The 23,330-nt window shown below is 65.0% G+C and carries 20 protein-coding genes; 16 read left to right on the forward strand and 4 right to left on the reverse strand.

Translation table 11 applies throughout. From position 1 onward, the window contains the following. The 4 genes from V1479_RS00960 to V1479_RS00975 form a co-directional block, all read right to left on the reverse strand. Positions 1-1,071 (reverse strand): ABC transporter ATP-binding protein, encoded by a 1,071-nt coding sequence (locus tag V1479_RS00960; protein WP_368801278.1) that lies wholly within the window; start codon positions 1,069-1,071, stop codon positions 1-3. A 9-nt stretch (positions 1,072-1,080) separates the two neighbouring features. Continuing rightward, the gene (locus V1479_RS00965; protein WP_368801279.1) at positions 1,081-2,148 is read right to left on the reverse strand and encodes an ABC transporter ATP-binding protein; all 1,068 of its coding nucleotides are present in this window, start codon (positions 2,146-2,148) and stop codon (positions 1,081-1,083) included. A 35-nt stretch (positions 2,149-2,183) separates the two neighbouring features. Next, positions 2,184-3,707: a glycerol-3-phosphate dehydrogenase gene (glpD, locus tag V1479_RS00970; protein ID WP_368801280.1), complete on the reverse strand. Its 1,524-nt coding sequence runs from the start codon at positions 3,705-3,707 to the stop codon at positions 2,184-2,186. 198 nt (positions 3,708-3,905) lie between these two features. Next, positions 3,906-6,008, reverse strand: a complete 2,103-nt coding sequence (locus V1479_RS00975; protein ID WP_368801281.1) for a bifunctional rhamnulose-1-phosphate aldolase/short-chain dehydrogenase — start codon at positions 6,006-6,008, stop codon at positions 3,906-3,908. A 234-nt stretch (positions 6,009-6,242) separates the two neighbouring features. Here V1479_RS00975 and V1479_RS00980 point away from each other — a divergent pair, with 234 nt between their 5' ends. The 16 genes from V1479_RS00980 to V1479_RS01055 all read left to right on the forward strand — a co-directional run bounded on the left by V1479_RS00980 (position 6,243) and on the right by V1479_RS01055 (position 23,231). After that, on the forward strand, positions 6,243-7,022 hold the full coding sequence (locus tag V1479_RS00980) for a DeoR/GlpR family DNA-binding transcription regulator (RefSeq protein WP_173188847.1): 780 nt from the start codon (positions 6,243-6,245) through the stop codon (positions 7,020-7,022). Position 7,023: 1 nt separating this feature from the next. Further along, positions 7,024-8,547 (forward strand): sugar ABC transporter ATP-binding protein, encoded by a 1,524-nt coding sequence (locus V1479_RS00985; RefSeq protein ID WP_368801282.1) that lies wholly within the window; start codon positions 7,024-7,026, stop codon positions 8,545-8,547. Then, complete coding sequence (locus tag V1479_RS00990; RefSeq protein ID WP_173188843.1) at positions 8,544-9,533, forward strand: ABC transporter permease subunit; 990 nt, start codon at positions 8,544-8,546, stop codon at positions 9,531-9,533. Before V1479_RS00985 ends, V1479_RS00990 begins: the two co-directional genes overlap by 4 nt. 78 nt (positions 9,534-9,611) lie before the next feature. After that, positions 9,612-10,550, forward strand: coding sequence for an ABC transporter substrate-binding protein (locus V1479_RS00995; protein ID WP_368801283.1), 939 nt, complete (start codon positions 9,612-9,614; stop codon positions 10,548-10,550). 67 nt (positions 10,551-10,617) lie between these two features. Then, on the forward strand, positions 10,618-11,511 hold the full coding sequence (locus V1479_RS01000) for a sugar phosphate isomerase/epimerase family protein (protein WP_368801284.1): 894 nt from the start codon (positions 10,618-10,620) through the stop codon (positions 11,509-11,511). Continuing rightward, complete coding sequence (locus V1479_RS01005; protein WP_368801285.1) at positions 11,508-12,935, forward strand: FGGY-family carbohydrate kinase; 1,428 nt, start codon at positions 11,508-11,510, stop codon at positions 12,933-12,935. The genes V1479_RS01000 and V1479_RS01005 overlap by 4 nt, the downstream gene beginning before the upstream one ends. Continuing rightward, positions 12,932-14,446: a sugar ABC transporter ATP-binding protein gene (locus tag V1479_RS01010; RefSeq protein WP_368801286.1), complete on the forward strand. Its 1,515-nt coding sequence runs from the start codon at positions 12,932-12,934 to the stop codon at positions 14,444-14,446. The genes V1479_RS01005 and V1479_RS01010 overlap by 4 nt, the downstream gene beginning before the upstream one ends. Positions 14,447-14,451: 5 nt before the next feature. After that, on the forward strand, positions 14,452-15,447 hold the full coding sequence (locus V1479_RS01015) for an ABC transporter permease (RefSeq protein ID WP_368801967.1): 996 nt from the start codon (positions 14,452-14,454) through the stop codon (positions 15,445-15,447). Between the two features lie 10 nt (positions 15,448-15,457). Beyond that, complete coding sequence (locus V1479_RS01020) at positions 15,458-16,402, forward strand: ABC transporter permease (protein ID WP_368801287.1); 945 nt, start codon at positions 15,458-15,460, stop codon at positions 16,400-16,402. Positions 16,403-16,463: 61 nt separating this feature from the next. Next, complete coding sequence (locus V1479_RS01025) at positions 16,464-17,570, forward strand: autoinducer 2 ABC transporter substrate-binding protein (protein WP_368801288.1); 1,107 nt, start codon at positions 16,464-16,466, stop codon at positions 17,568-17,570. Between the two features lie 84 nt (positions 17,571-17,654). Further along, positions 17,655-18,710, forward strand: a complete 1,056-nt coding sequence (locus V1479_RS01030) for a class II aldolase/adducin family protein (RefSeq protein ID WP_368801289.1) — start codon at positions 17,655-17,657, stop codon at positions 18,708-18,710. A 64-nt stretch (positions 18,711-18,774) separates the two neighbouring features. Next, a complete protein-coding gene (locus V1479_RS01035) occupies positions 18,775-20,052 on the forward strand; it encodes an FGGY-family carbohydrate kinase (RefSeq protein WP_368801290.1) in 1,278 nt (425 codons plus the stop codon). Next, on the forward strand, positions 20,049-20,894 hold the full coding sequence (locus tag V1479_RS01040) for a TIGR01459 family HAD-type hydrolase (RefSeq protein WP_173188825.1): 846 nt from the start codon (positions 20,049-20,051) through the stop codon (positions 20,892-20,894). The genes V1479_RS01035 and V1479_RS01040 overlap by 4 nt, the downstream gene beginning before the upstream one ends. A 19-nt stretch (positions 20,895-20,913) precedes the next feature. Next, the gene (gene rhaI, locus V1479_RS01045; RefSeq protein ID WP_368801291.1) at positions 20,914-22,203 is read left to right on the forward strand and encodes an L-rhamnose catabolism isomerase; all 1,290 of its coding nucleotides are present in this window, start codon (positions 20,914-20,916) and stop codon (positions 22,201-22,203) included. A 12-nt stretch (positions 22,204-22,215) separates the two neighbouring features. Beyond that, positions 22,216-22,533: an L-rhamnose mutarotase gene (gene rhaM / locus V1479_RS01050; RefSeq protein WP_173188823.1), complete on the forward strand. Its 318-nt coding sequence runs from the start codon at positions 22,216-22,218 to the stop codon at positions 22,531-22,533. 11 nt (positions 22,534-22,544) lie between these two features. Then, positions 22,545-23,231 carry a class II aldolase/adducin family protein gene (locus V1479_RS01055; protein WP_173188821.1) on the forward strand — a complete coding sequence of 229 codons (687 nt, stop codon included), beginning with the start codon at positions 22,545-22,547 and terminating at the stop codon, positions 23,229-23,231. The last annotated feature ends 99 nt before the right edge of the window (positions 23,232-23,330 follow it).

The following is a 23,330-nucleotide window of genomic DNA, read 5'->3' on the forward strand; positions in this document are numbered from 1 at the left end:
TCAGCCCTCCGTCGCTATCCGCCAGGAATCGGCATAGAGATTGATCCCCGCCGGATCGAAGCTCACCTTCGGATCGGTGGGAATGTAGTCGTCCTCGCCGAGGATCGCCGCGATCTCTCGCCCCTCCAGCATGGCCCGCACGATCCGGTAGCGCCCGACATCCTCCACCTTGCTGATCTCGACCGGCATGCCGCTGCGCCCCACGCGCACGAACTCCGGCCGGATGCCAAGCTCGATTGTGCCTGCGGGCTTGCCAGCAGGCGCGGCGGGAAGCTGGATCGTCTGGCCGCCGAGCTGGGCCTGTTGGCCGTCGAGCGCCACCGGCAGCACGTTCATGCCCGGCGAGCCAATGAAGTAGCCGACAAAGGTGTGCTTCGGCCGCGAGAACAGCTCGTCCGGCGTGCCGATCTGTACGATCTCGCCCTCATACATGACGACGACATCGTCGGCGAAGGTCAGCGCCTCGGTCTGGTCGTGCGTGACATAGACCATGGTGTAGCCGAAGCGACGATGAAGCTGCTTCAACTGCGAGCGCAGCACCCATTTCATGTGCGGATCGATGACCGTCAGCGGCTCGTCGAACAGGATCGCGTTGACGTCGGAGCGCACCAGCCCGCGGCCGAGCGAGATCTTCTGCTTCTGGTCGGCCGTCAGGCCCCGTGCCTTGCGCTGCGCCCAATCCTGCAGGTCAATCATCTCGATGATCTCGCGGACCTTGCGATCGATCTCGTCCGCCGGCACACCGCGATTGCGCAGCGGAAAGGCCAGATTGTCGTAGACCGTCATCGTGTCGTAGATGACCGGGAACTGGAACACCTGCGCGATGTTGCGCTCCTGCGTGGAAAGCCGGCTGACATCATTGCCGTCGAACAGGATGCGGCCTTCCGACGGCTCCACCAGCCCGGAGATGATGTTGAGCAGCGTGGTCTTGCCGCAGCCCGACGGCCCGAGCAGCGCATAGGCGCCGCCGTCGCGGAAGGTGTGGTGCACTTCCTTCAGCGCATAGTCGGCCGGGCCCTGCGGCTTCGGCCCGTAGGAGTGGCGGATGTGGTCGAGGTCGATCCGTGCCATCTCTTCCCCTCAGGCTGCCTGCGCCATGCGGCCGCTGCTGTCGAAGACCATTAGATGGCGCGGGTCGACATAGGCGTCGATCATCTGGTCGGGCTCGAAATTGTGAATACCACGCGCCAGCATCACCCACTTTTCATCGGCAACGGCCAGGTGAACGAAACTCTCCGAGCCGGTGATCTCGGTGACGGTCACCTTCGCCTTCACCGCGACCGCCCGGTCGTCGGCTGGCGCCAGGGTGAGATGATGCGGCTGGAAGCCGATCGTGTAGGAGCCGTCCGAGATGCCCGCCAGATGGGCCGGCGCCGGCAGGCTGAGTCCGCCATCCAGCTCGAAACGGTTCCCGCGCTTGGTCAGCAGCATCGTGTTGAGCGGCGGATCGGCGAACGTCATCGCGGTGAGCAGGTCGTTGGGCTTGCGGAAAACCTCGATGGTCGGGCCGAACTGGGTCACCCGTCCTTCCGACAGCGTCGCCGTGTTGCCACCCAGAAGCAGCGCCTCCGACGGTTCGGTGGTCGCATAGACGAAGATCGCGCCAGACTGCGAGAAGATGCGCGGCAGCTCGGCGCGCAATTCCTCGCGTAGCTTGTAGTCGAGATTGGCCAGCGGCTCGTCGAGCAGCACCAGCCCCGCATTCTTGACGATGGCGCGGGCAAGTGCTGTGCGCTGCTGCTGTCCGCCCGAAAGGTTGAGCGGCTTGCGGTCGAGATAGGGCGTCAGCCGCAGGAGCTCGGCCGCCTGCCGGACCTCGCGGTCGATGGCCGCCCTGTCATGGCCCGCGACCCGCAGTGGTGACGCGATGTTCTCATAGACCGTCATCGCCGGATAGTTGATGAACTGCTGGTAGACCATCGCGACGTTGCGCTTCTGCACGGCAACGCCGGTCACGTCCTTGCCGTCGAGCCACACCGAACCGGAGGTCGGCACGTCGAGGCCTGCCATGAGGCGCATCAGGCTGGTCTTGCCGGAAAGGGTCGGCCCGAGCAGCACGTTGAGGCTGCCATGCGACAGCGTCAGCGACACGTCGCCGATATGCGTGTCGCGTCCGACAACCTTCGATACGTTGCGCAGTTCGAGCATTGATCCTCCTCCCAGATCGTATGCCGTGCTGTCGTTTACGCGGCGGCTGTGTGCCGGCGCCCTCCCAGTTCCTTCATGTATTTCTCGAGCCCCGCTTCCTCCTCGGCGCTCAGGTGCAGCCCGCGCTTGGTACGCCGCCACAGGACGTCCTCCGCAGTCACCGCCCATTCGTTCTCGACAAGATAGCGCACTTCGGCCTCGAAGAGATCGGCGCCGAAATTGCGCCCGAGATCGGCGAGCGACGCTGCCGAACCCAGAATCGTCCGGGCGCGCGTGCCGTAGAGGCGTACCAGGCGTTGCGCCATGCGCTGGTCGAGAAACGGATAATCCTTTCGAAGCGACGCAACCTCCGCATCATAGCCCGTCGCCGGGAATTCGCCGCCAGGCAGGACCGCATCCGCCGTCCAGGACTTCCCCTTAGCCCCGAGAAGGCCTTCGATCTTTTCAAGCATGGCTTCCGAGAGCCGGCGATAGGTGGTGATCTTGCCGCCGAAGACGTTGATCAGCGGCGCTTCCCCATTGCTCCCTTCGGCCGCGAGCACATAGTCCCGCGTGGCCTCCTGCGCCTTCGATGCCCCGTCGTCATAGAGCGGGCGCACGCCGGAATAGGTCCATACGATGTCGTCGCGCTCGACCGGCTCGATGAAATATTCGCTGGCGGCCGCACACAGATAATCGATCTCCTCTTCCGTGATCGACGTATCGGCGGGGTTGCCTTCATAGTCGTGGTCGGTGGTGCCGATGAGGGTGAAATCGTCCTCATACGGGATCGCGAAGATGATGCGGCCGTCCCGGTTTTGGAAGAAATAGGCGCGCGGGTCCGAAAACTTCTTGCGGACCACGATGTGGCTGCCTTGCACCAGCCGCACATTGTGAACGTCGTTGCGCCCCAGCGTGCCCGCCAGAACCTCGTCGACCCATGGCCCGGCCGAATTGACGAGCAGCCGCGCCTTCACCTCTTCGGTCTTGCCGGTGCCCGTATCCTCGATGGTCACCGTCCACAGCCCGTCCTCGCGGCGCGCGCTCGTTACCCTTGTCCGGGTACGGACCACCGCGCCGCGGTCGGCGGCATCGCGCGCATTAAGCACGACCAGACGGGCGTCGTTTACGAAGCCGTCCGAATATTCGAACGCCTTGCGGAAAAGTGGCTTGAGCGGCTTTCCGGCCGGATCGGTCCGCATGTCCAGCGTCCGCGTCGCGGGCAAGAGCTTCCGCCCGCCCAGGTGGTCGTAGAGGAACAGTCCGAGCCGGATCAGCCAGGCCGGGCGGATGCCGTCGGCATAAGGCAGCACGAAACGCATCGGCCAGATGATGTGCGGTGCGGCGCGCCAAAGCACCTCGCGCTCCATCAGCGCCTCGCGCACCAGCCGGAATTCGTAGTGTTCGAGATAGCGCAGGCCGCCATGGATCAGCTTGGTCGAACCCGACGAGGTTCCGCTCGCCAGATCATTCATTTCGGCGAGGAGAACCGAGTAGCCGCGCCCCGCGGCATCGCGTGCCACGCCACATCCGTTGATGCCGCCGCCGATGATGAAAATGTCGTGGCTTGCAGTGCCCACGCAGGATTCCCCTTGATTTCGCAATGCAGCATAAATCCGCAGTATGAAAACCGAGAGGAATTATTTCGAAATCATAACGAATGTCAAACGAAACCTGTCCGGAAGACCGCATACAGCCGGGATCGCTCTCCGGCTGCATCATCGACCGAAGCTCGGAACTCTTTCCTCAATGAAGGGCAAGCTGTACCGGGTCCGCTTCTACCGGGTGAAACTCTGCGCGTTGCCCGCATCGACATTGATGATGTTGCCGGTCGATTTCGCCGACATGTCAGACGCGAGGAAGTACACGGCCTCGGCGACGTCTTCGGGAAACACCGACCGCTTCAGCATGGAACGCTTGCGGTAATGCTCCTCGAGCTGGTCCGGCTCCATCGCATAAGCGGCCGCGCGCTGTTCGCGCCACTCGCCGGTCCATATCTTGGAGCCGCGCAGCACCGCATCCGGATTGACCGTGTTGACGCGGATCTGGTGTTCCGCGCCCTCCAGCGCCAGGCAGCGTGCGAGATGGATTTCGGCGGCCTTGGCGGTGCAATAGGCCGCCGCGTTCGGCGAGGCGGCCAGTCCGTTCTTCGAGGCGATGAAGACGATGTTGCCGCCCACGCCCTGCTGCTTGAAGGTTCGGAACGCTTCCCGCGAAACGAGGAAATACCCTTTGGCGAGAATGTCCATGTTGCGGTCCCACATCGACAGTTCCGTTTCGTCGATCGGCGCGGACGACGAGATGCCGGCATTGGAGACGAGGATGTCGACGCCGCCATATTCGACCGCGGCACGAGCATAGGCCGAGGCGACTGCCATCTCGTCGGTCACGTCCAGTTTCACGGTGCGTACGAAATCGGCTCCGAAGGCCTTGGCGAATTCGTCACGGGCACTGCCCAGCGCCGGCTCGTCGATATCGGCGAGCACGACGCATGCGCCCTCGCGCAACAGCCGTGTCGCGGTTGCCTTGCCGATGCCACCCGCCCCGCCGGTCACGAAGGCGATCTGGCCAGCCAGCGACTTGGGCTTCGGCAGGCGCTGCAGCTTGGCCTCTTCGAGAAGCCAGTATTCGATGTCGAACGCCTCCTGCGCCGGCAGGCCGACATAGCTCGACACCGATGACGCGCCGCGCATCACGTTGATGGCGTTGACGTAAAACTCGCCGGAAATGCGCGCCGTCGCCTTGTCGGCGGCGAATGTGAACATGCCGACGCCTGGCATCAGGTACACCACCGCATTGGGGTCGCGCATGGCAGGCGAATCCGCATGCTTGTATTGCTCGTAATAGGCCCGGTAGCCGGCGCGGTATTCGTCGAGCGCGCCGGGCAGCGCCGCGACCACGGCATCGACATCCGGTCGCAAGGGATCGAACTCGATCACGAGCGGCCGGATCTTGGTACGCAGGAAATGATCGGGACAGGATGTGCCGAGCGCCGCGAGCGGCCGCAGCTCGCTGGAGTTGACGAATTCGAGCACTGTATCGGAATCGTCGAAGTGCCCGACCTTGCGCGGACCGTCCGCCGAGATCATGCCGCGTATGCGCGGCATCAGCCGCGCGGCAATCGCCCGGCGCTCCGCAGCGGGCAGGGAGCGGGTCGCGGGTCCGCCGAAGACCGGCTTGCCGGCCGCTTCCTTCTCGAACCAGGCGATCGCCTGGTTGATGATGTCGATGGTGGCCGCGTAGCAGTCCTTCGGCGTGTCGCCCCAGGTAAACAGTCCGTGGTTTCCCAGCACGACGCCCTTGGCCTGCGGATTCTCGCGGCAGAATTTTTCCAGCCACAGGCCGAGCTCGAAGCCCGGCCGCTTCCATGGCAGCCAGCCGATGGCGTCGCCGAAGATCCTCTTCGTCAGCGCTTCGGAATCCTTGGCAGCCGCGATCGCGATGATCGCGTCGGGGTGCATGTGATCGACATATCGGTGCGGCACAAAGGCGTGCAGCGGTGTATCGATCGAGGCCGCGCGCGGATTGAGGTTGAAGGTGCAATGCGGTAGGTAGCCGACCATTTCGTCTTCATGTGCGAGCCCGCGATAGAGCCCCCTCAGCGCGTTCAGCCTGTCCATGTAGAGGGTTGCGAAACCGTCGAGCTTGATCGAGGCGTTGTCGCCGCCCGATCCCTTGACCCACAGCACCTCGACGTCTTCGCCTGTCAGCGGGTCTTTCTGTGTGATCTTGGAAGAGGTGTTGCCGCCGCCATAGTTGGTCACGCGCTTGTCGGAACCGAGCAGGTTGGAGCGGTAGACGAGACGTTCCGGCTCGCTCATCGCGGCCGCCCTGGCGTCATCCCACAGGTTTGCAAGCCGCGCGGCCCCGTTCTCGACCATCTCCACACTCCTCCCGGCGCGGCACGAAGGGAGTGCCGCTTCGCTGCCGGCAATTCAGGCCAACACATGCGGTTTGTCAATCGCAAAAAGAGTGAAGTCGCTCATATTGCGACGCAATAGCCTTTGTTTGCATTGCGATATGAGCAAAGATTGTCACTATCCGCTTGCGCGCAGCGCCATTTTGCGTAACTTAGCTCATACGACGCGTTTCGCGGCGCCACGGGAGGAGGAATCGTGAGCGACCTGAGCCGCCACAAGCAGATCATCGAGATCCTGCGTGACAGGCCGTTTGCCTCCGTGCGCGACCTGCAGGAGCGCCTCGGCGTCTCGGCCGCCACCATCCGGCGCGACATCGACAAGATCGACGGCTCCGGCGCCGCGCGGAAGGTCTATGGCGGCATCTCGGCCCTCGACGGCGCCGCACAGGCAACCGCATTCGCCCGGCCCTATGACGAGAACCGTGACCTCGCGGTCGACGCAAAGCGCCAGATCGCCGATCGCGCCGCGACCATGGTGGCCGACGGCGACTCCGTCATCGTCAATGGCGGCTCAAGCTGCTTCCACCTCGGCGTCAAGCTCGCCGAGCGCAACATCCGCCTGTTCACCAACTCCATGCCGCTGGCAGCCTATCTGGGCGATCACGGCAAGTGCAGTCTCACGGTCGCCGGCGGCGAGCTGCACCGCGAGCCGCGCGTCATCTATTCTCCTGCCCAGCCCGTATCTTTTTTCGCGTCCAAATATTTCGTCGGCGCACAGGGCATCAGCCCCGACGGCCTCCTGGAATCGCACCCGCTGATGGTGCGCTCGATCCAGGAACTCAGCATGAATGTCGACCAAATCGTCGTGCTGGCCGACAGCCGCAAGTTTTCGATCCACGCCCGCAACGTCGCCCTGCCGCTCTCCAGGATCGCCACCCTCATCACCGACGACGGCATCGCCGACCAGCATGCCAAGATGCTGGAGAACGCGGGCGTCAGCCTCTGCGTTGTCTCCGCCAACGGGCTCGGAGGCTGACATGGCCGGTGCCGCGCCCGTCCTTGAAATGCGCGAGATCAGCAAGACGTTCGGCGTCGTGCGGGCATTGCACAACGTCTCGCTCACGGTGCACGCAGGCGAACTGCACGCCCTGATGGGCGAGAACGGCGCCGGCAAATCGACGCTGATGAAGATGCTGTCCGGCGCCTACCGGCCCGATCCCGGCGGTGAAATCCTCATCGACGGGCAGCCCGTTACCACCGGCGACCCGATCAAGGCGCGCGCGAACGGCGTCGCGGTGATCTATCAGGAGCTGTCGCTGGCTCCGAACCTCACCGTTGCCCAGAACATCTTCCTCGGCAACGAGCCCCGCCGGTTCGGCGTCGTCGACGTCAGCGCGATGATGGGGCGCGCAAAGCCGATCATCGACCGGCTTGGTCTGACCTTCTCGCCCCGCACCCGGGTTTCGCAGCTTTCGCTCGGCGAGCGCCAGCTCGTGGAGATCGCGCGGGCGTTGTCCACCGATGCGCGCATCATCATCATGGATGAGCCGACGACATCGCTCACCTCGCGCGAGACCGATCGCCTGTTCGAGGTGATCGCCGGGCTCAAGGCGCAGGGCATCGCCATCATCTACATCAGCCACCGCATGGAAGAGGTGTATCAGCTCGCCGACCGCGTCAGTGTGCTGCGCGACGGCGGCTATGTCGGCACGCTGGGCCGCGACGAGGTCGATGCGCCGCGCCTCGTCTCGATGATGGTGGGCCGCGACATCTCGTCTTTCTACAAGAAGGAGCATCAGGCGCCCGGTGCGCAGCGGCCGGTCGCGCTTTCGGTCCGCGGCCTGTCCGCCGAGCGGCTGGTGAAAGACTGCTCGCTTGATCTGCACGAGGGCGAGATCCTGGCGCTCTCGGGGCTGATCGGTTCCGGGCGCACCGAGCTTGCCCGGTTGATCTACGGCGCGGACCGCAAGACCGCCGGAACCATGGAGCTTGGCGGACGCCCGGTGGAGATCGCCTCGCCGGGAGCCGCGCTGGAAGCGGGCATCGCCTATCTCACCGAGGATCGCAGGGAACTCGGCCTCTTCCTCGACATGTCGATCGCCGACAACATCAACATGGGCGTCATGGCGCGCGATGCACGCCGGCTCGGCTTCCGGGACTTTGCGGTGGCCGACAAACGCGCCGCGCGCGCGGTGTCGGATCTGTCGATCCGCACCAGTTCGACGCGCATGAATGTCGGTTCGCTGTCGGGCGGCAACCAGCAGAAGGTCCTGCTTGCCCGCCTGCTGGAGACCAAGCCCAGGGTCGTCATCCTGGACGAGCCGACGCGCGGCGTCGACGTCGGCGCCAAGTCCGAGATCTACCGCATCATCGACGACCTCGCCAAGGACGGCATCGCCATCCTGATGATCTCCAGCGAGCTGCCGGAAATCATCGGTGTGGCCGACCGCGTGCTGGTCATGCGCGACGGCGAGATCGTCGGCGAAGTATCCGCCCGCGCAGACCGACGGTTCACCCAGGAAGAGATCATGGAACTTGCCACCGGAGCGTCAGGCACATGACTGACAAGACAAGCACCGCACCGAGCGACGGCGCCCGGCAGGCGCGCTTCCGCGTTGCATTCGCCGCACTCGGCATGCTGCCTGCCCTCATCCTGCTGGCGGTGATCTTCCAGGTCATCAATCCGCGCTTCATGACCGAGACGAACCTGCTGATCGTTCTGCAGCAATCCTCGATCAACATCGTTCTTGCCGCCGGCATGACCTTCGTCATTCTCACGGGCGGCATAGACCTGTCGGTCGGCTCCATACTGGCGGCTTCGGCGATGATCGCCGTGATCGTGTCGCTGATGCCGGAAATCGGCATGCTCGGCGTACCGGCTGCAATTCTAGCCGGTCTCGCCTTCGGCATGATGAATGGCGTGCTCATCGCCTATCTGAAGCTGCCACCCTTCATCGTCACGCTCGGGTCGCTGACGGCGGTGCGCGGCGTGGCGCGCCTGCTCGGCAACGACACAACCGTCTTCAATTCCGATCTGCCTTTTGCCTTCCTCGGCAACGGCACGTTTCTCGGCGTCCCCTGGCTCGTCATCATTGCGCTGCTGGTCGTGGTGATTTCGTGGTTCGTGCTCAGGCGCACGGTGCTGGGCACCTGGATCTATGCCGTCGGCGGCAACGCGGAGGCGGCAAGGCTCACCGGCATCAAGGTGCCGCTGGTGCTGCTCTTCGTCTACGGCGTTTCCGGGCTGCTGGCCGGTCTCGGCGGTGCGCTGTCGGCCGCGCGCCTTTACGCTGCGAACGGCCTCCAGCTCGGGCAATCCTACGAGCTCGACGCCATCGCCGCCGTCATCCTCGGCGGCACCAGCTTCGTCGGCGGCGTCGGGTCCATCTGGGGCACCCTGATCGGTGGCCTCATCATCGCCGTGCTGTCCAACGGGCTCATTCTCGCCGGTGTTTCGGACATCTGGCAGTACATCATCAAGGGCTTGGTCATCATCGTCGCGGTCGCCCTCGACCGCTACAGGCTCCAGGCAGGAGCACGAACATGATTGGCCTCAACGCGCCGGCCGCCGGCCGGACATAAGCATCGCGCCGCGAGAGGCGCGGCGCAGTCGGAGGAGAAGCAAATGAAGTGCATCACCAAACTGCTTTGCGCAGCCGCGCTCGCCTCGGTTGCCATCGCCCCTGCATCCGCCAAGGATCTCGAAAAGGTCGGCATCTCGGTCGGCCTGCTCGGCAATCCGTTCTTCGTGGCGACCATCAAGGGCATCGAGGATGCTGCCAGGAAGATCAATCCCGACGTCGAGGTGACATCGGTGTCAGCCGACTACGATCTCAACAAGCAGGTCTCGCAGGTCGACAGCTTCATCGCCGCCGGCGTCGACGTCATCATGCTGAACGCGGTCGATGCCAAGGCGATCGAACCGGCCGTCAAGAAGGCGCAGGCAGCGGGCATCGTGGTCGCCGCCTTCGACGTCTCAGCGCCGGGCGCCGACGTCACCGTGATGACCAACAACGTCAAGGCCGGCGAGGTCGCCTGCCAATATCTGGTGGACCATACGGGCGGCAAGGGCAACTACGTCATCCTCAACGGCCCGGCCTCGTCGTCCATTCTCGACCGTGTGGAGGGCTGCAAGAACGTGCTTTCGCAGCACCCCGACATCAAGATCCTGTCGGACGACCAGAACGCGGAAGGCTCGCGCGACGGCGGCCTGAAGGTCTTCCAGGCGCTGCTGACCCGCTTCGACCAGATCGACGCGGTCTTCGCGATCAACGATCCGACCGGCATCGGCGCCCAGCTCGCCGCCCGCCAGCTCAACCGCAACGAGTTCATTATCACCGCCGTCGACGGCGCGCCAGACATCGAGAAGGAACTCTCCAGCGGCAATTCCATGATCAAGGCATCGGCCTCGCAGGACCCGTACGTCATGGCCGGGCAGGCGCTTGACATGGCGGCCGCCGTGCTTGCGGGCGAGAAGCCTGCGGAACCCACGGTCCTGCTCGATCCGAAGCTGATCACTGCGGAAAATCTCGGCGAATACCAGGGCTGGACCGCCGCCCGCTGACCACGCGTATTTTTCCGGCCGCGTCTATCGCGGCCGGAAGCCTTCCATTTCGAACGGGGAAAGAACCATGGCGCATGTCGGCATTCATTCCTTCGTCTGGTCGGCGGCATCCGACCAGAAGGCGCTCGACCGCACGCTGGAGCGGACGAAGGAAGCAGGTTTCGACCTGATCGAATTCTCCTATCTCGATCCGGCCGACGTCGACATCGACCGTCTCGCCAAGCGCATCGCCGCGCATGGGCTCGGAGTCGCGATCAGCATTGGCCTGCCGGAAGAAGGCGACATCTCCAGCGCCGACAAGGCAGTCGCCGCACACGGCGTCGAGATCCTCGACGAGATGGTCGCGCTCACCCGCGATCTTGGCGGCAATGTCCTTGCTGGCATCCTGCAGACGAGCCATGGCCTGCAGACGCAGATGCCGACGAAGGACGGCTGGAACCGCAGCGCCCACACGCTTGCCGAAGTCGCCGCGCGAGCCAAACGCGCCGGCGTCTCGCTCAATGTCGAGATCGTCAACCGCTTCGAGAGCAACCTGCTCAACACCGCGTCCCAAGGCCTCGCCTATATCGAGACCTCCGGGTCGGACAATATCTTTCTGCACCTCGACACGTTTCACATGAACATCGAGGAGGCAGACGCCGCGCTCGCCATCCGGCACGCGGCCGACAGGATCGGCTATTTCCATATCGGCGAAAGCCATCGCGGCTTCCTCGGCACCGGCAGCATCGACTGGCGGGCTATCTTCGACGCGCTCGTCGCTGTCGGCTATTCGAAGGACGTTTCCTTCGAATCCTTCTCGTCCGAGATCGTCGACGAGAACCTCTCGCGCAAGACGGCGATCTGGCGCAACCTCTGGTCCGACAATGTCGAGCTCGCCCGCCACGCGCGGCGCTTCATCGATGTCGGCATGGAGACCGCGCGTCGCAAACACGAGCTTGTCGCCGCGGAGCATAGGCCGTGACGAGGCCGCCCCCGAAAGCCGGCCCGCTCGCCGTCTTCGATCTCGGCAAGACGAACTCGAAGCTGTTCGTCTTCGCGCCGGACGGGAAGCTGCTGGACGAACGGCGCACGAAACCCGTCTGGACGGATTTCCGTGGCCGCGGCGTGCTGGACGACGAGGCGCTGTTTTCCTGGATGAGCGCCGAACTCGCCGATGTGACCGCCATGCATGGCGTCACCGGCCTGATGATCTCGGCGCATGGCTGCGCCTTCGCGCTGGTGCGCGACGGCGAGCTGCTTCACCCGGTCCTCGACTACGAGCAGGAGATTCCCGACGCGGTGGCCGCGAAAATCGATCCGATCCTGCCGGACTTCTCCGAGACCTACACGCCACGCCTGCCGCTCGGCTTCTCGATCGCGCGCCACATCCACTGGCTCGAAACCGAGGAGCCCGAGCGCTTCGCGAAGACGCGATCCATCCTCTGCTTCCCGCAATACTGGGTCTGGCGTTTTACCGGCAGGCCGCTGGCCGAATGGTCCTATCTCGGTGCGCACAACCAGCTCTGGGCTCCCCTGAAGCGTGACTTTTCCTCCCTGGTAGACCGGCTGGGCTGGCGCGATCTCTTTCCGGAGATCGCGCCAGCCGGTGCAGTGGTCGGCACCACCGAGGTCACGCTTCCTGACGGCGCCCATCGCACATTGAACGTCCACAACGGCGTCCACGATTCCAACGCCGCCCTCGCCTATTACCGGATGACCGGCCTCTCTGGCTTCACCCTGGTCTCCACCGGCACCTGGGTCATCATCATCAACCTCGACTGTCCGCTCGATGCGCTGGATGGCGAGCGCGACATGATTGCCAACGTCACCGTCGACGGCGAGCCGGCGCCGTCGCTACGCTTCATGGGCGGCCGCGAATACGACGTCATCAGCGGAGGCTGGGACAAGCCGATCACCCGGGAGGCGGTCGAGCGCGTGATGACACGCGGCGTCTTCGCCATGCCGTCATGGGCGGCCGGCGGCCCGTTTCCGGAAACGACCGGCGAGATCGTCGGAGGCGATGTCGAGGGAGAGGAACGCGCCGCCGTCGCCGCGCTCTACGTGGTCATGATGACCGACCTGTCGCTCGACCTGATCAGGTCCGACAACCTGCTGGTCGTCGATGGCGGCCTCGCAAGGATCGATCTTTTCACCGCGATGCTCGGCCAGCTTCGTCCGTCGCAGACCGTGGTGCGCTCGACCATGAGCGAGGGATCGGCCACCGGTGCCGCCGCCCTCGCCTTCAAGGCGCTCGGCCTCTCGCCCTTCCGCGACGAGACGGTACCCGTCGCGCCAAGCGATGTACCCGGCCTGGAAGCCTATCGCGACCGCTGGCGCGAACTGGCCGCAGCGCGGCGCGCAGCCGCGCGGGCCTCGGCTGCCGCGATCAAGGAGGCAACCGGATGACCTCGCACGAGCCGTTCATCAGCCTCAGCGGCATGTCGAAGTCCTTTGTCGGCATCAGGGTTCTGAAGGATGTCGATTTCGACGTGCGCGAGGGCGAGGTCCACGCGCTGCTCGGCGAGAACGGCGCCGGCAAGTCGACGCTCATCAAGATGATGGCAGGGCTCTACAAGCCGGACAGCGGCGCCATCACCGTGAACGGTGAGGAGATGAAGTTCGCCGCCACCGGCGACGCCACCGCCGCCGGCATCGCCACCGTCTATCAGGAGCTTCTGCTTTTCCCCGAGCTGACCGTCGCCGAAAACGTCTTCCTCGGCCACTATCCGCGTACCCGCGCCGGGTGGATCGACTGGGCGGCCGTGCGCGCGCGCACTCGTGAACTGCTCGACCAGCTCGACACCCACGATCTCGACGTCGACGCCAAGGTGCTGACGCTTTCTGTCGCGCAGCGCCAGCGGGTGGAGATCGCCAAGGCGCTGAGCCGCAACGCGCGCATCCTCATCATGGACGAGCCGACCGCATCGCTTGTGGAATCCGACGTCCAGCGGCTGATGCAGGTGGTCCGTCAACTGCGGGAGCGCGGCGTCGGCATCGTCTATGTCAGCCACCGCATGTCCGAAATCTTCGCGCTCGCGGATCGCGTCACCGTCCTGCGCGACGGCGCGCATGTCGCCACCTGCGACATCGGCGAGGTAAACGAGCAGCAACTGGTCTCGATGATGGTCGGCCGCCCCATCGACAGCCTGTTCCCCAAGGCCGAGGCCGAGATCGGCGAAACCGTGCTGGAGGTGAAGAGCCTCAATCACGGCCGCCACGTGCAAGACATCTCGTTCAGGCTCCGGCGCGGCGAGATCCTCGGCATTGCCGGTCTCGTCGGTAGCGGTCGCACCGAGCTTGCCCTGACCCTGTTCGGCATGACGCCGGCAACCTCCGGCGAAATCCTTATGGAAGGCGTGCCGGTGCGCATCGGCTCGCCACAGCAGGCGCGCGACCTCGGCATCGCCTACGTGCCGGAGGATCGCGGCCTGCAGGGCCTCGTGCGGCCGATGGCGATCAGGAAGAACGTCTCCATGGCCACCATCGAGAAGCTGTCTTCGGGCATCTTCATCAGGGCTCGCGCCGAGGCGGAGCGCGCGAGGGAGGCCGTCAGGCGGTTCGGCATCCGCTGCCGCGACATCGACCAGCCGGTCAGCGAACTGTCCGGCGGCAACCAGCAGAAGGTGGTGATCGCCAAATGGCTGGAGACCGAGCCGAAGGTGCTGATACTCGATGAACCCACACGCGGCGTCGACGTTGGCGCGAAGGCCGAAATCCACACGATTATGGGCGAGCTGGTCAAGCGCGGCGTCGCCATCCTGATGATCTCGAGTGAACTGCCCGAAGTGCTCGGCATGAGCGATCGCATGCTGGTGATGAGCGGTGGCCGCGTCACAGCCGAGATCGATCGGGCCGACGCGACGCCCGAACGCGTCGGCGCCGCCATGACGGCGCATCGCGGCGCGGAGGCGGCCTGATGAGCATGGCAGTGAACCTTCCCCCGATCCGGCCGCAGACGGGCCAGAAGCGGCCCGGCCTGATGCGCCGCATCTTTTCCGAATACGGCCAGGAATGCGTGGTGCTGGCCGCCATCGTGCTGCTGTTCGTGGTGGTGACGCTCGTCAATCCGCGCTTCATCAACGCCAACAACCTCGTCACGATCTTCTCCGGCAACGCCTATATCGCGGTCGCCGCCATCGGCATGGCGATGGTCATCATGACCGGAAACATCGACGTCTCCGTCGGCGCGCTGATCGGCGTGCTCGCCACCGTCGCCGGCACGCTGGCCGTCTCGGGCTATCCGATCTGGTTCGCGCTGGTGGCACCAATCTTCGTCGGCATGGCGGTCAACACGGTCATCGGCGTGCTCGTCGCCTACGCGAAGATTCCGTCCATCGTCGTCACGCTGGGCGCGCTGTCGATCCTGCGCGGCGGCCTCATCAGCGTCACCGGCGGCACGTGGATCAGCGACCTGCCGCCCGATTTCCTGATCGCGCAGAAACGGCTCCTCGGCCTGCCCGTGCCGTTCCTGTTCATGATCGTCCTGACCATCGCGGCCTTCCTGTGGATGCGTTATTCGGCATTCGGCCGCTCCATCTACGCCATCGGCGGCAACCCGGAGGCGGCAGTCGCCACCGGCATCCCCGTCGAGCGGCGGTTGGTCTCCGTCTTCGCCATCCATGGTGCATTCGCCGGCGTCGCCGCGATCCTGTTCGCCACCCAGCTTCAGGTCATCCAGTCGACGGTGCCGCCGAACCTCGAACTGACGATCATCACTGCGACCGTCATCGGTGGCGTATCGATCCTCGGCGGGTCCGGCACGGTCATCGGCTCGACGCTGGCGACCATCCTGTTCGCCACGATCGGCTCGGCGCTGATCTTCATCAACGTCTCGGCCTACTGGCTCAGGGCGGTGATTGGCCTGCTGATCCTGGCGACGGTGCTCGCCGACATGCTGCGCCGGCACCGGCGGACATGAGGGAGCGATCATGAACCTTCGCTCCCTCATCCGCCACGAGACGTTTCTGGCGCTGCTCCTCGTGCTGGTCCTGATCGTGCTGTCCTGGCAGTCCGACCGCTTCTTCACCGTCTCGAACCTGCTCAATCAGGGCCGGCTGATGACGGAGATCGGCCTGATCGCGATCGCCATGACCTTCGTCATCGCCACCGGCGGCATCGATCTTTCCGTCGGCTCGATTCTCGGCCTCGTGGCGATCCTGCTCGGCGTGTTCTGGCAGAATGTCGGCATGCCGCTGCCGATGGCCATCGTCGCGGCCGTCGCGGCCGGCACCCTTGCCGGCTTCATGAACGGCTTCATCATCACCCGCTTCCGCGTGCCGCCGCTGATCGCGACGCTGGCGACGCTCGCGCTCTATCGCGGCTTGGCCGAAGGCATCAGTCAGGCTCGCTCGGTGCGCGGCTACCCCGACTGGTTCTATGTGCTCGGCCAGGGCCAGGTGCTCGGCGTACCGACCCAGCTCTGGATCCTTTTCGCCGCCGCGATCATCGCTGCGATCATCCTCGCCTATACGCGCTGGGGACGAACGGTCTACGCCATCGGCTCCAACGAGGTCGCCAGCCGCTTTTCCGGTCTTTCGGTCGAGAAGACGAAACTCGCGCTCTACACCGCCTCGGGTTTCGCCGCGTCGCTTGCAGCCGTGATCTTCGTATCGCGCGTGTCGACCACGCGCTCCGACATGGGCACCGGCATAGAGCTCGACGCGATCACCGCGGTGGTGCTCGGCGGCACGTCGATATTCGGCGGCCGCGGCACGATCCTTGGCACGATCATCGGGCTCTGCCTCATTCAAGCGCTGAAGAACGGCCTTTCGCTCGCCGGGGTCAAGGGTGACGGCACCATCATGCTGATCGGCGCCGTGCTGATACTGGCCATCCTGGTCAGCAACATATTCGGGAGGAGCGGCTCCCGATAGGAGGAACGCTTTCGCCGGGCACCGCCGCTCGCGGGTGCCTCGACGCTCAGTGGAGGAAAACATGGGTAAGATAGTTCTGTCTGCAATTCTGGCCTTGTCGTTTTCGACCAGCCTCAGCCATGCCCAGTCGACATGGACCGGCGGCGACGACCTGCCGACCAGCCCGCTCGCCTGCGACGGTGCCGCAGCCGCGGCGGCTGCGGTTCCCTATGACGGCGGCGAGCCGACCGACGCCCCCGACCGCAAGGGCAAGACGCTGACCGTGGTCGACGTGCCGAAGCTCGTCGGCATCGGCTACTTCAACGCCACCTCGAAGGGCATCGCCGACGCGGCCGCCGAGATGGGCACGATGAATGCCAAGACCGACGGCCCCAGCCGCGCCAATATCGACGACCAGATCACCCTGATCGACAACTACATCACCAGCGGCGTGGACGGCATCCTGTTCGCCGCCAATGACCCGGTGGCCATCTCGCCTGTTTTGAAGAAGGCCCTCGCGGCCGGCATCAATGTCGTCGGCTACGACGCCAATTCCGAACCGGATGCGCGGCAGTGGTTCGTCAACCAGGCCGAGTTCAACGGCATCGCCAAATCGATGGTCGACGCGATGGCCACCGAGATAGGCGAGGACGGCGCATTCGCCATCGTCACCTCGACCTTCACCACGCCGAACCAGGCTCGCTGGATCGCCGAGATGGAGGCCTATCAGAGCGAATGCTACCCCAACATGAAGTGGCTCGAGACGGTCGAGGCGCAGGAAGACAACATCCTGTCCTTCAACCAGGCCAACACGCTCATCAACAAGTATGGCGATGAGATGAAGGGTATATTCGGCATGACCAGCGTCGCCACGCCGGCTGCCGCCGATGCGGTGACGCAGGCAGGCCAGTGCGGCAACGTCGCCGTTGTCGGTCTCGCCACGCCCAACGCGATGAAGCCCTATGTTGCCTCGGACTGCGTCAAGTCGGTGGTTCTGTGGAACCCGCTCGACCTCGGCTATGCGGCAGCCTACGTGCTGCGCGCGGTGGCCGATGGAACGCTGGAGCCGGGTGCCACCTCGGTGGAAGCCGGCAAGCTGGGAGAACTCCAGGTCATCAACGGCTCGGAGATCCTTCTTGGTGCGCCGTTCGTGTTCACCAAGGACAACATCAACGACTTCGACTTCTAGGGTCGGATTTCGGGAGGGGTTTCACCCCTCCCGCACTGCCCGGCACTCGATGCCGGCAGTCAGACAAGGGAAAGGATCGGCACCATGCGAGAAGCGGCTTCACCACGGGTCGAGCTCGCCGACCTGCGGGCGCTTTCGGCACGGATCGGGTCCGATCCCCTTCTCATCCAGGGTGCGGGCGGCAACACTTCGCTGAAGGCCGACGGCATCCTCTGGATCAAGGCTTCGGGTACATGGCTCGCCCATGCGCTGGAACGCGACATCATGGTTCCGGTGGAAATTGCACCGCTGCTTGACGCCGTCTCGTCCGTGGATCCCGCCGCCGAGAGGGCGGAGCAATTCGTCGTTGCCGGCCTCGGCGCGTCCGGCCTGCGGCCCTCGATCGAGACGACGGTGCACGCGCTGATGCCACAACGCGTGGTCGTCCACGTGCATTGCGTCAACACGATAGCCCTTGCGGTCCGCACCGATTGCGAAGCGGAGCTGGCTACAAGGCTCGACGGGCTCAACTGGGCGCTGGTGCGCTATGCAAGGCCTGGCCTGCCGCTGGCGTTGGCCATAGCGGAGCATTCCTCGAAGAGGCCAGACGTTCTGGTGCTGGCCAATCACGGTCTGGTCGTCGCCGCGGAAACCGTCGACGCGGCCGAAGCCCTGTTGAATGACGTCACGCAAAGGCTCGCCAGCGAACCGCGCTCCGCTCCCCCCGCCAACATGGAGAAATTGCGCGCGCTCGGAGTCGCAACTTTCCGACTGCCCGAAAGCGACGCTGCCCATGCCGTCGCCACCGATCCGGCAAGCACGCATATCGCTGCGCGCGGCAGCCTCTATCCGGATCATGTCATTTTCCTTGGCGAAGGCTCCGCCATCGCGCGGCCTGGGGAAGATGCGCAGGCGGTCATAGCGCGCATCGGTGCAGCACCGGTCTCGATCGTGTTTCCAGGCATCGGCGTCCTGATGCGCGAGGACGCTACCGCGAGCGCCGACGCCATGGCGCGCTGTCTCGCCGACGTGGCGACCCGCATCCCGCCTGGCGCGCCCCTGCGTGTGCTCACCGCCGAAGAACACCTGCAGCTCACCGATTGGGACGCCGAGAAATACCGGCAAGAACTGGCCCGCAAGGCAGCGCGAAAGTCGGCGTGATGGTGCTTGGGATACCCGACATCGACAGTTGCGCGCGCGCTGTCTCCACATCGGAGCGTCATCCGTGACTCCCCTCGCCATCGGCATCGACCTCGGCACATCCGGCGCCCGCGCGGTTGCAATGACGCAGGCCTTCGACATCGCCGCGCAGGGCGCATCGGCTCTGTCCGACCATGGCGCCGACGCCCGCGATCCGGCCGTCTGGTGGCGCGCCGTCGAGACCGCGCTGGAGCAGGTGCTGATGGCCGTGGAGCCATATTCTGTGCGCGCGATCGCCGTCGACGGCACCTCCGGCACGCTGCTGCCGGTCGATGCCGACGGCACGCCGCTGGCCCGTCCGCTCATGTATAGCGACAAGGTCGAGGACGAGGGCCTGCTTGCCCGTATCGCGCCGGTCATCGCGCGCGACAGCGGGGCCCACGGCGCGACGTCCGGACTCGCCAAGGCGCTGGTCTTCCAAGGCGTCCCAGGCGTAGCCAAGGTCCTGCATCAGGCCGACTGGATCGCGGGACGGCTTTCCGGCCGCTTCGACACGACCGACGAGAACAACGCGCTCAAGACCGGCTACGACCCGGTCGCCGCGCGGTGGCCGGAATGGATCGCCGCAACCGGTCTGCGGCCAGAGCTGTTGCCGCGTGTGGTTGCCCCCGGCACGCCGGTCGGCACGATAGCGCCGACCATGGCGCAACGCTTCGGCCTTGCGAGGAATGTCGCCATCGTCGCCGGTACGACGGATGGATGCGCATCCTTCATCGCCACGGGCGCAAGCGAGCCGGGCGACGGCGTCACCGTGCTGGGCTCGACGCTGACCCTGAAACTCCTGTGCGACCAGCCCGTCTTCGCCCCCGAATTCGGCATCTACAGCCACCGCATCAACGGGCTCTGGCTCGCCGGCGGCGCATCGAACACGGGCGGCAGGGTTCTTGCGCAATATTTCACTGGCGCTGAGATCGCGCGGCTCTCGGATGAAATCGGTCACGAGGACGAAACCGGCCTCGACTACTACCCGCTACTCGGACCCGGCGAGCGGTTCCCGGTCATGGACCCCGCCTTGCAGCCGCGCCTCGAGCCCAGGCCGGCATCGGACGCCGCGTTCCTGAAGGGCATGCTGGAAGGCATCGCGGCGATCGAGAAACGCGGCTATGACCGCCTAGCCGATCTTGGCGCACCCGCGCTTCGCTCCGTTCGCAGCGTCGGCGGCGGCGCCGGCAATGTCGCCTGGACCGCCATCCGCCAGCGCAGGCTCGGCGTTCCTTTCCTGCCGGCACATTCCGAACAGGCCGCCGCCGGCGCGGCACGGCTGGCGCTGAAGGGGCTCGAACACTCCCGGGAGCCCGCATGAGCACGGCCGCACCGCAACCGCTTTCCGGGATCAGCGAACTCGCAGCACAGTTCGACTATTTCGTGCTCGACCAATTCGGCGTGCTGCACGATGGCGCCGCGCCCTATCCCGGCGCTGTAGAGGCGCTGTCACGGCTGAAGGCGGCAGGCAAAAGAAGCCTGCTCCTGTCCAATTCCGGCAAGCGCTCCGCCCCCAACGAGGCGCGGCTGGTGCGGCTGGGCTTCGAGCCTGGAAGCTGGGACCATTTCCTGTCGTCCGGCGAGGTCGCATGGCGCATGCTTGCCGAAGAACTGAGTGATACCGTCAACGCCCGCTGCCTGCTCATCGCCCGCGACGGAGACCGCTCGGCGATTGAAGGCCTGCCCCTGACCGTGACGGAAAGCGGTGCTGACGCCGACATCGTGCTTCTGTCGGGCAGCGAGGGAGATCGCTACGATCTCGACCACTATCGCCGCCTGCTGGAGCCGGCGGCCGTCGGCGGCGTGCGTTGTCTCTGCACCAATCCCGACAAGGTGATGCTGACGAGCGTCGGGCCGCGCTTCGGTGCCGGCCGGATCGCCCAACTCTATGCGGAACTGGGCGGCGCGGTGGAGTGGATCGGCAAGCCCTTCCCACGCATCTACGAGGCGGCACTCGAGCTGCTCGGCAATCCAGCGCCGGACCATATCGTCTGTGTCGGCGACAGCATCGAGCACGACATCGCGGGCGGCCGGGCGGCCGGGCTGAACACGGCGCTGGTCGCGACCGGCATACTGGAAACCAGCACCGCCACGGAGCGGGAGCGGCTGTTTGCCGAGCACGGCGCGCCGCCCGACTTTCTGCTGCCGGCTTTCGCATGGTGACCCCCGCACGGAGGACGAGATGGAAACGATCATAGAAACCGACATCGTCTCGCGGGAAAACGAGGCCAGGCAGACCGCGCTGAAATCCGACTATGCCGCACTCGGCGAGCAGCTCGCACGCCGGGGCATCGCCATCGATGCTGTTCTGGCAAAGGTGGAGGCCTTCGGCGTCGCGATCCCCTCATGGGGCGTCGGCACCGGGGGAACCCGCTTTGCCCGCTTTCCCGGCGGCGGCGAACCGCGCGACATCTTCGACAAGATCGAGGATTGCGCGGTTGTCCAGCAGCTTACCCGCGCCACACCGACCGTGTCGCTGCACATCCCATGGGACAAGGCCGACCCGAAGCGCCTGAAGCAGGCGGCCGCGCGCTTCGGCCTCGGCTTCGACGCGATGAACTCGAACACCTTTTCCGACGCGGTGGACCAGAAGCTTTCCTACAAGTTCGGCTCGCTCAGCCATGCCGATGCGGCCGTGCGCCGGCAGGCGGTCGAGCACAATCTCGAATGTATCGAGATCGGCAACACCCTCGGCTCGAAGGCGCTGACCGTCTGGATCGGCGACGGCTCCAACTTTCCCGGGCAGGTGAATTTCGCCCGCGCTTTTTCACGCTATCTGGAGGCAATGGCCGACATCTATGCAGCCCTGCCAGACGACTGGCGGCTCTTCACCGAGCACAAGATGTACGAGCCTGCCTTCTATTCGACCGTGGTGCAGGACTGGGGCACCAATTACATCATCGCGAAGGAGCTGGGTCCAAAGGCCTTCTGCCTTGTCGACCTCGGCCATCACGCGCCCAACGTCAACATCGAGATGATCGTGTCGCGGCTGATCCAGTTCGGCAAGCTGGGCGGCTTCCACTTCAACGACAGCAAGTATGGCGACGACGATCTCGACGCAGGGTCCATCGATCCCTATCGCCTGTTCCTCGTCTTCAACGAGCTGGTCGATGCCGAACTGTCCGCCGGCAAAGCCTTCCACCCCGCCCACATGCTCGACCAGAGCCATAACGTCACCGACCCGATCGAGAGCCTGATGCTGTCGGCCACGGAAGTGCAGCGCGCCTATGCGCAGGCGCTGCTCGTCGATCGTGACGCGCTCACCGCATTTCAGGAAGACAACGACGCATTGATGGCCACGCAGACGCTGAAGGCAGCCTACCGCACGGATGTCGAGCCGATCCTTGCCATGGCGCGGCTGAATGCAGGCGGAGCCATCGACCCGGTGTCCGCCTATCGCGCGGCAGGCTACCGCGCCAAGGTCACCGCGGAGCGCCCGGCGGTTGCCGCAGCCGGTGGCGGCATTGTCTAGGAGGATCGGCCAATGCCCGAGCGGATCGCATTTCGAATGGTGCTGAATCCCGGCCAGGTCGAGGAATATCGGCGGCGTCACGACGAGATATGGCCGCAGATGCTGGCAGCCCTGCGCGAGGCCGGCATCTCGGACTATTCGATCTGGCTCGACCCGGAAACGAACCATCTCTTCGCCACTCTCGTGCGCGCCGACGACCATACGATGGACGACCTGCCGCAAACGCAGATCAACCGCCGCTGGTGGGATTTTATGGCCGACATCATGCAGGTGGGCGACCGCAACGAGCCGGTCGTCGTGCCGCTGCAACGCGTTTTTCATATGGATTAGGAATAAGGACGATGACGAACCAGAAGCTGCGCGAGGAGATGGTTTCCATCTGCCGCCGCATGAATACCAGCGACATCAACCAGGGCACGGCGGGCAACCTCTCCGTGCGCTCCGGCGACGGCTTCTTGATAACGCCGTCGAGCATGCCCTACGACGTCATGACGCCGGACGACATCGTGGAGATGGACTTCGATGGCACTTATGTCGGCGGCCGCCCGTCTTCTGAATGGCGCTTCCATCGCGATATTCTCAAGGCCCGCGAAGACATCAATGTCGTGCTGCACTGCCACTCGGTCTACGCGACGACGCTGGCCTGCCATCACAAGACCATTCCGGCATTTCACTACATGACCGGCGTTGCCGGCGGCACCACCATCCGTTGCGCGCGCTATGCGACCTTTGGCACCCAGGCACTGTCAGACGCAGCACTCGAAGCGCTTGAGGGGCGGCTTGCCTGCCTGCTCGGCCAGCATGGCCAGATCTCGCTCGGCACGTCGCTGGAGGCCGCGCTCTGGCTGGCGATCGAGGTCGAGACACTGTCGCGCATGTATGTGCAGGCGCTGGCGCTCGGCGAGCCGCCGGTGCTGCCCGACGACGAGATGGAACGCGTCATCGCGCAGATGAAGCGCATGAGCTACGGCTTCGGACCCGAGGCCGAAGGCTCGAACGACGTCGCCCGCCCGCGCGGCAAGAACTGAATGAGCCGCTTCATCCGCTGTGGCGCCTATGGGCATGGTCGCTGTCCATGCTGATTACTGGCGAACGCGCGCAACCCGTTGCGCGAAATTGGCTCTTCA

This window comes from Neoaquamicrobium sediminum (assembly GCF_040970315.1).
Classification (GTDB): Bacteria; Pseudomonadota; Alphaproteobacteria; order Rhizobiales; family Rhizobiaceae; genus Aerobium; species Aerobium sediminum.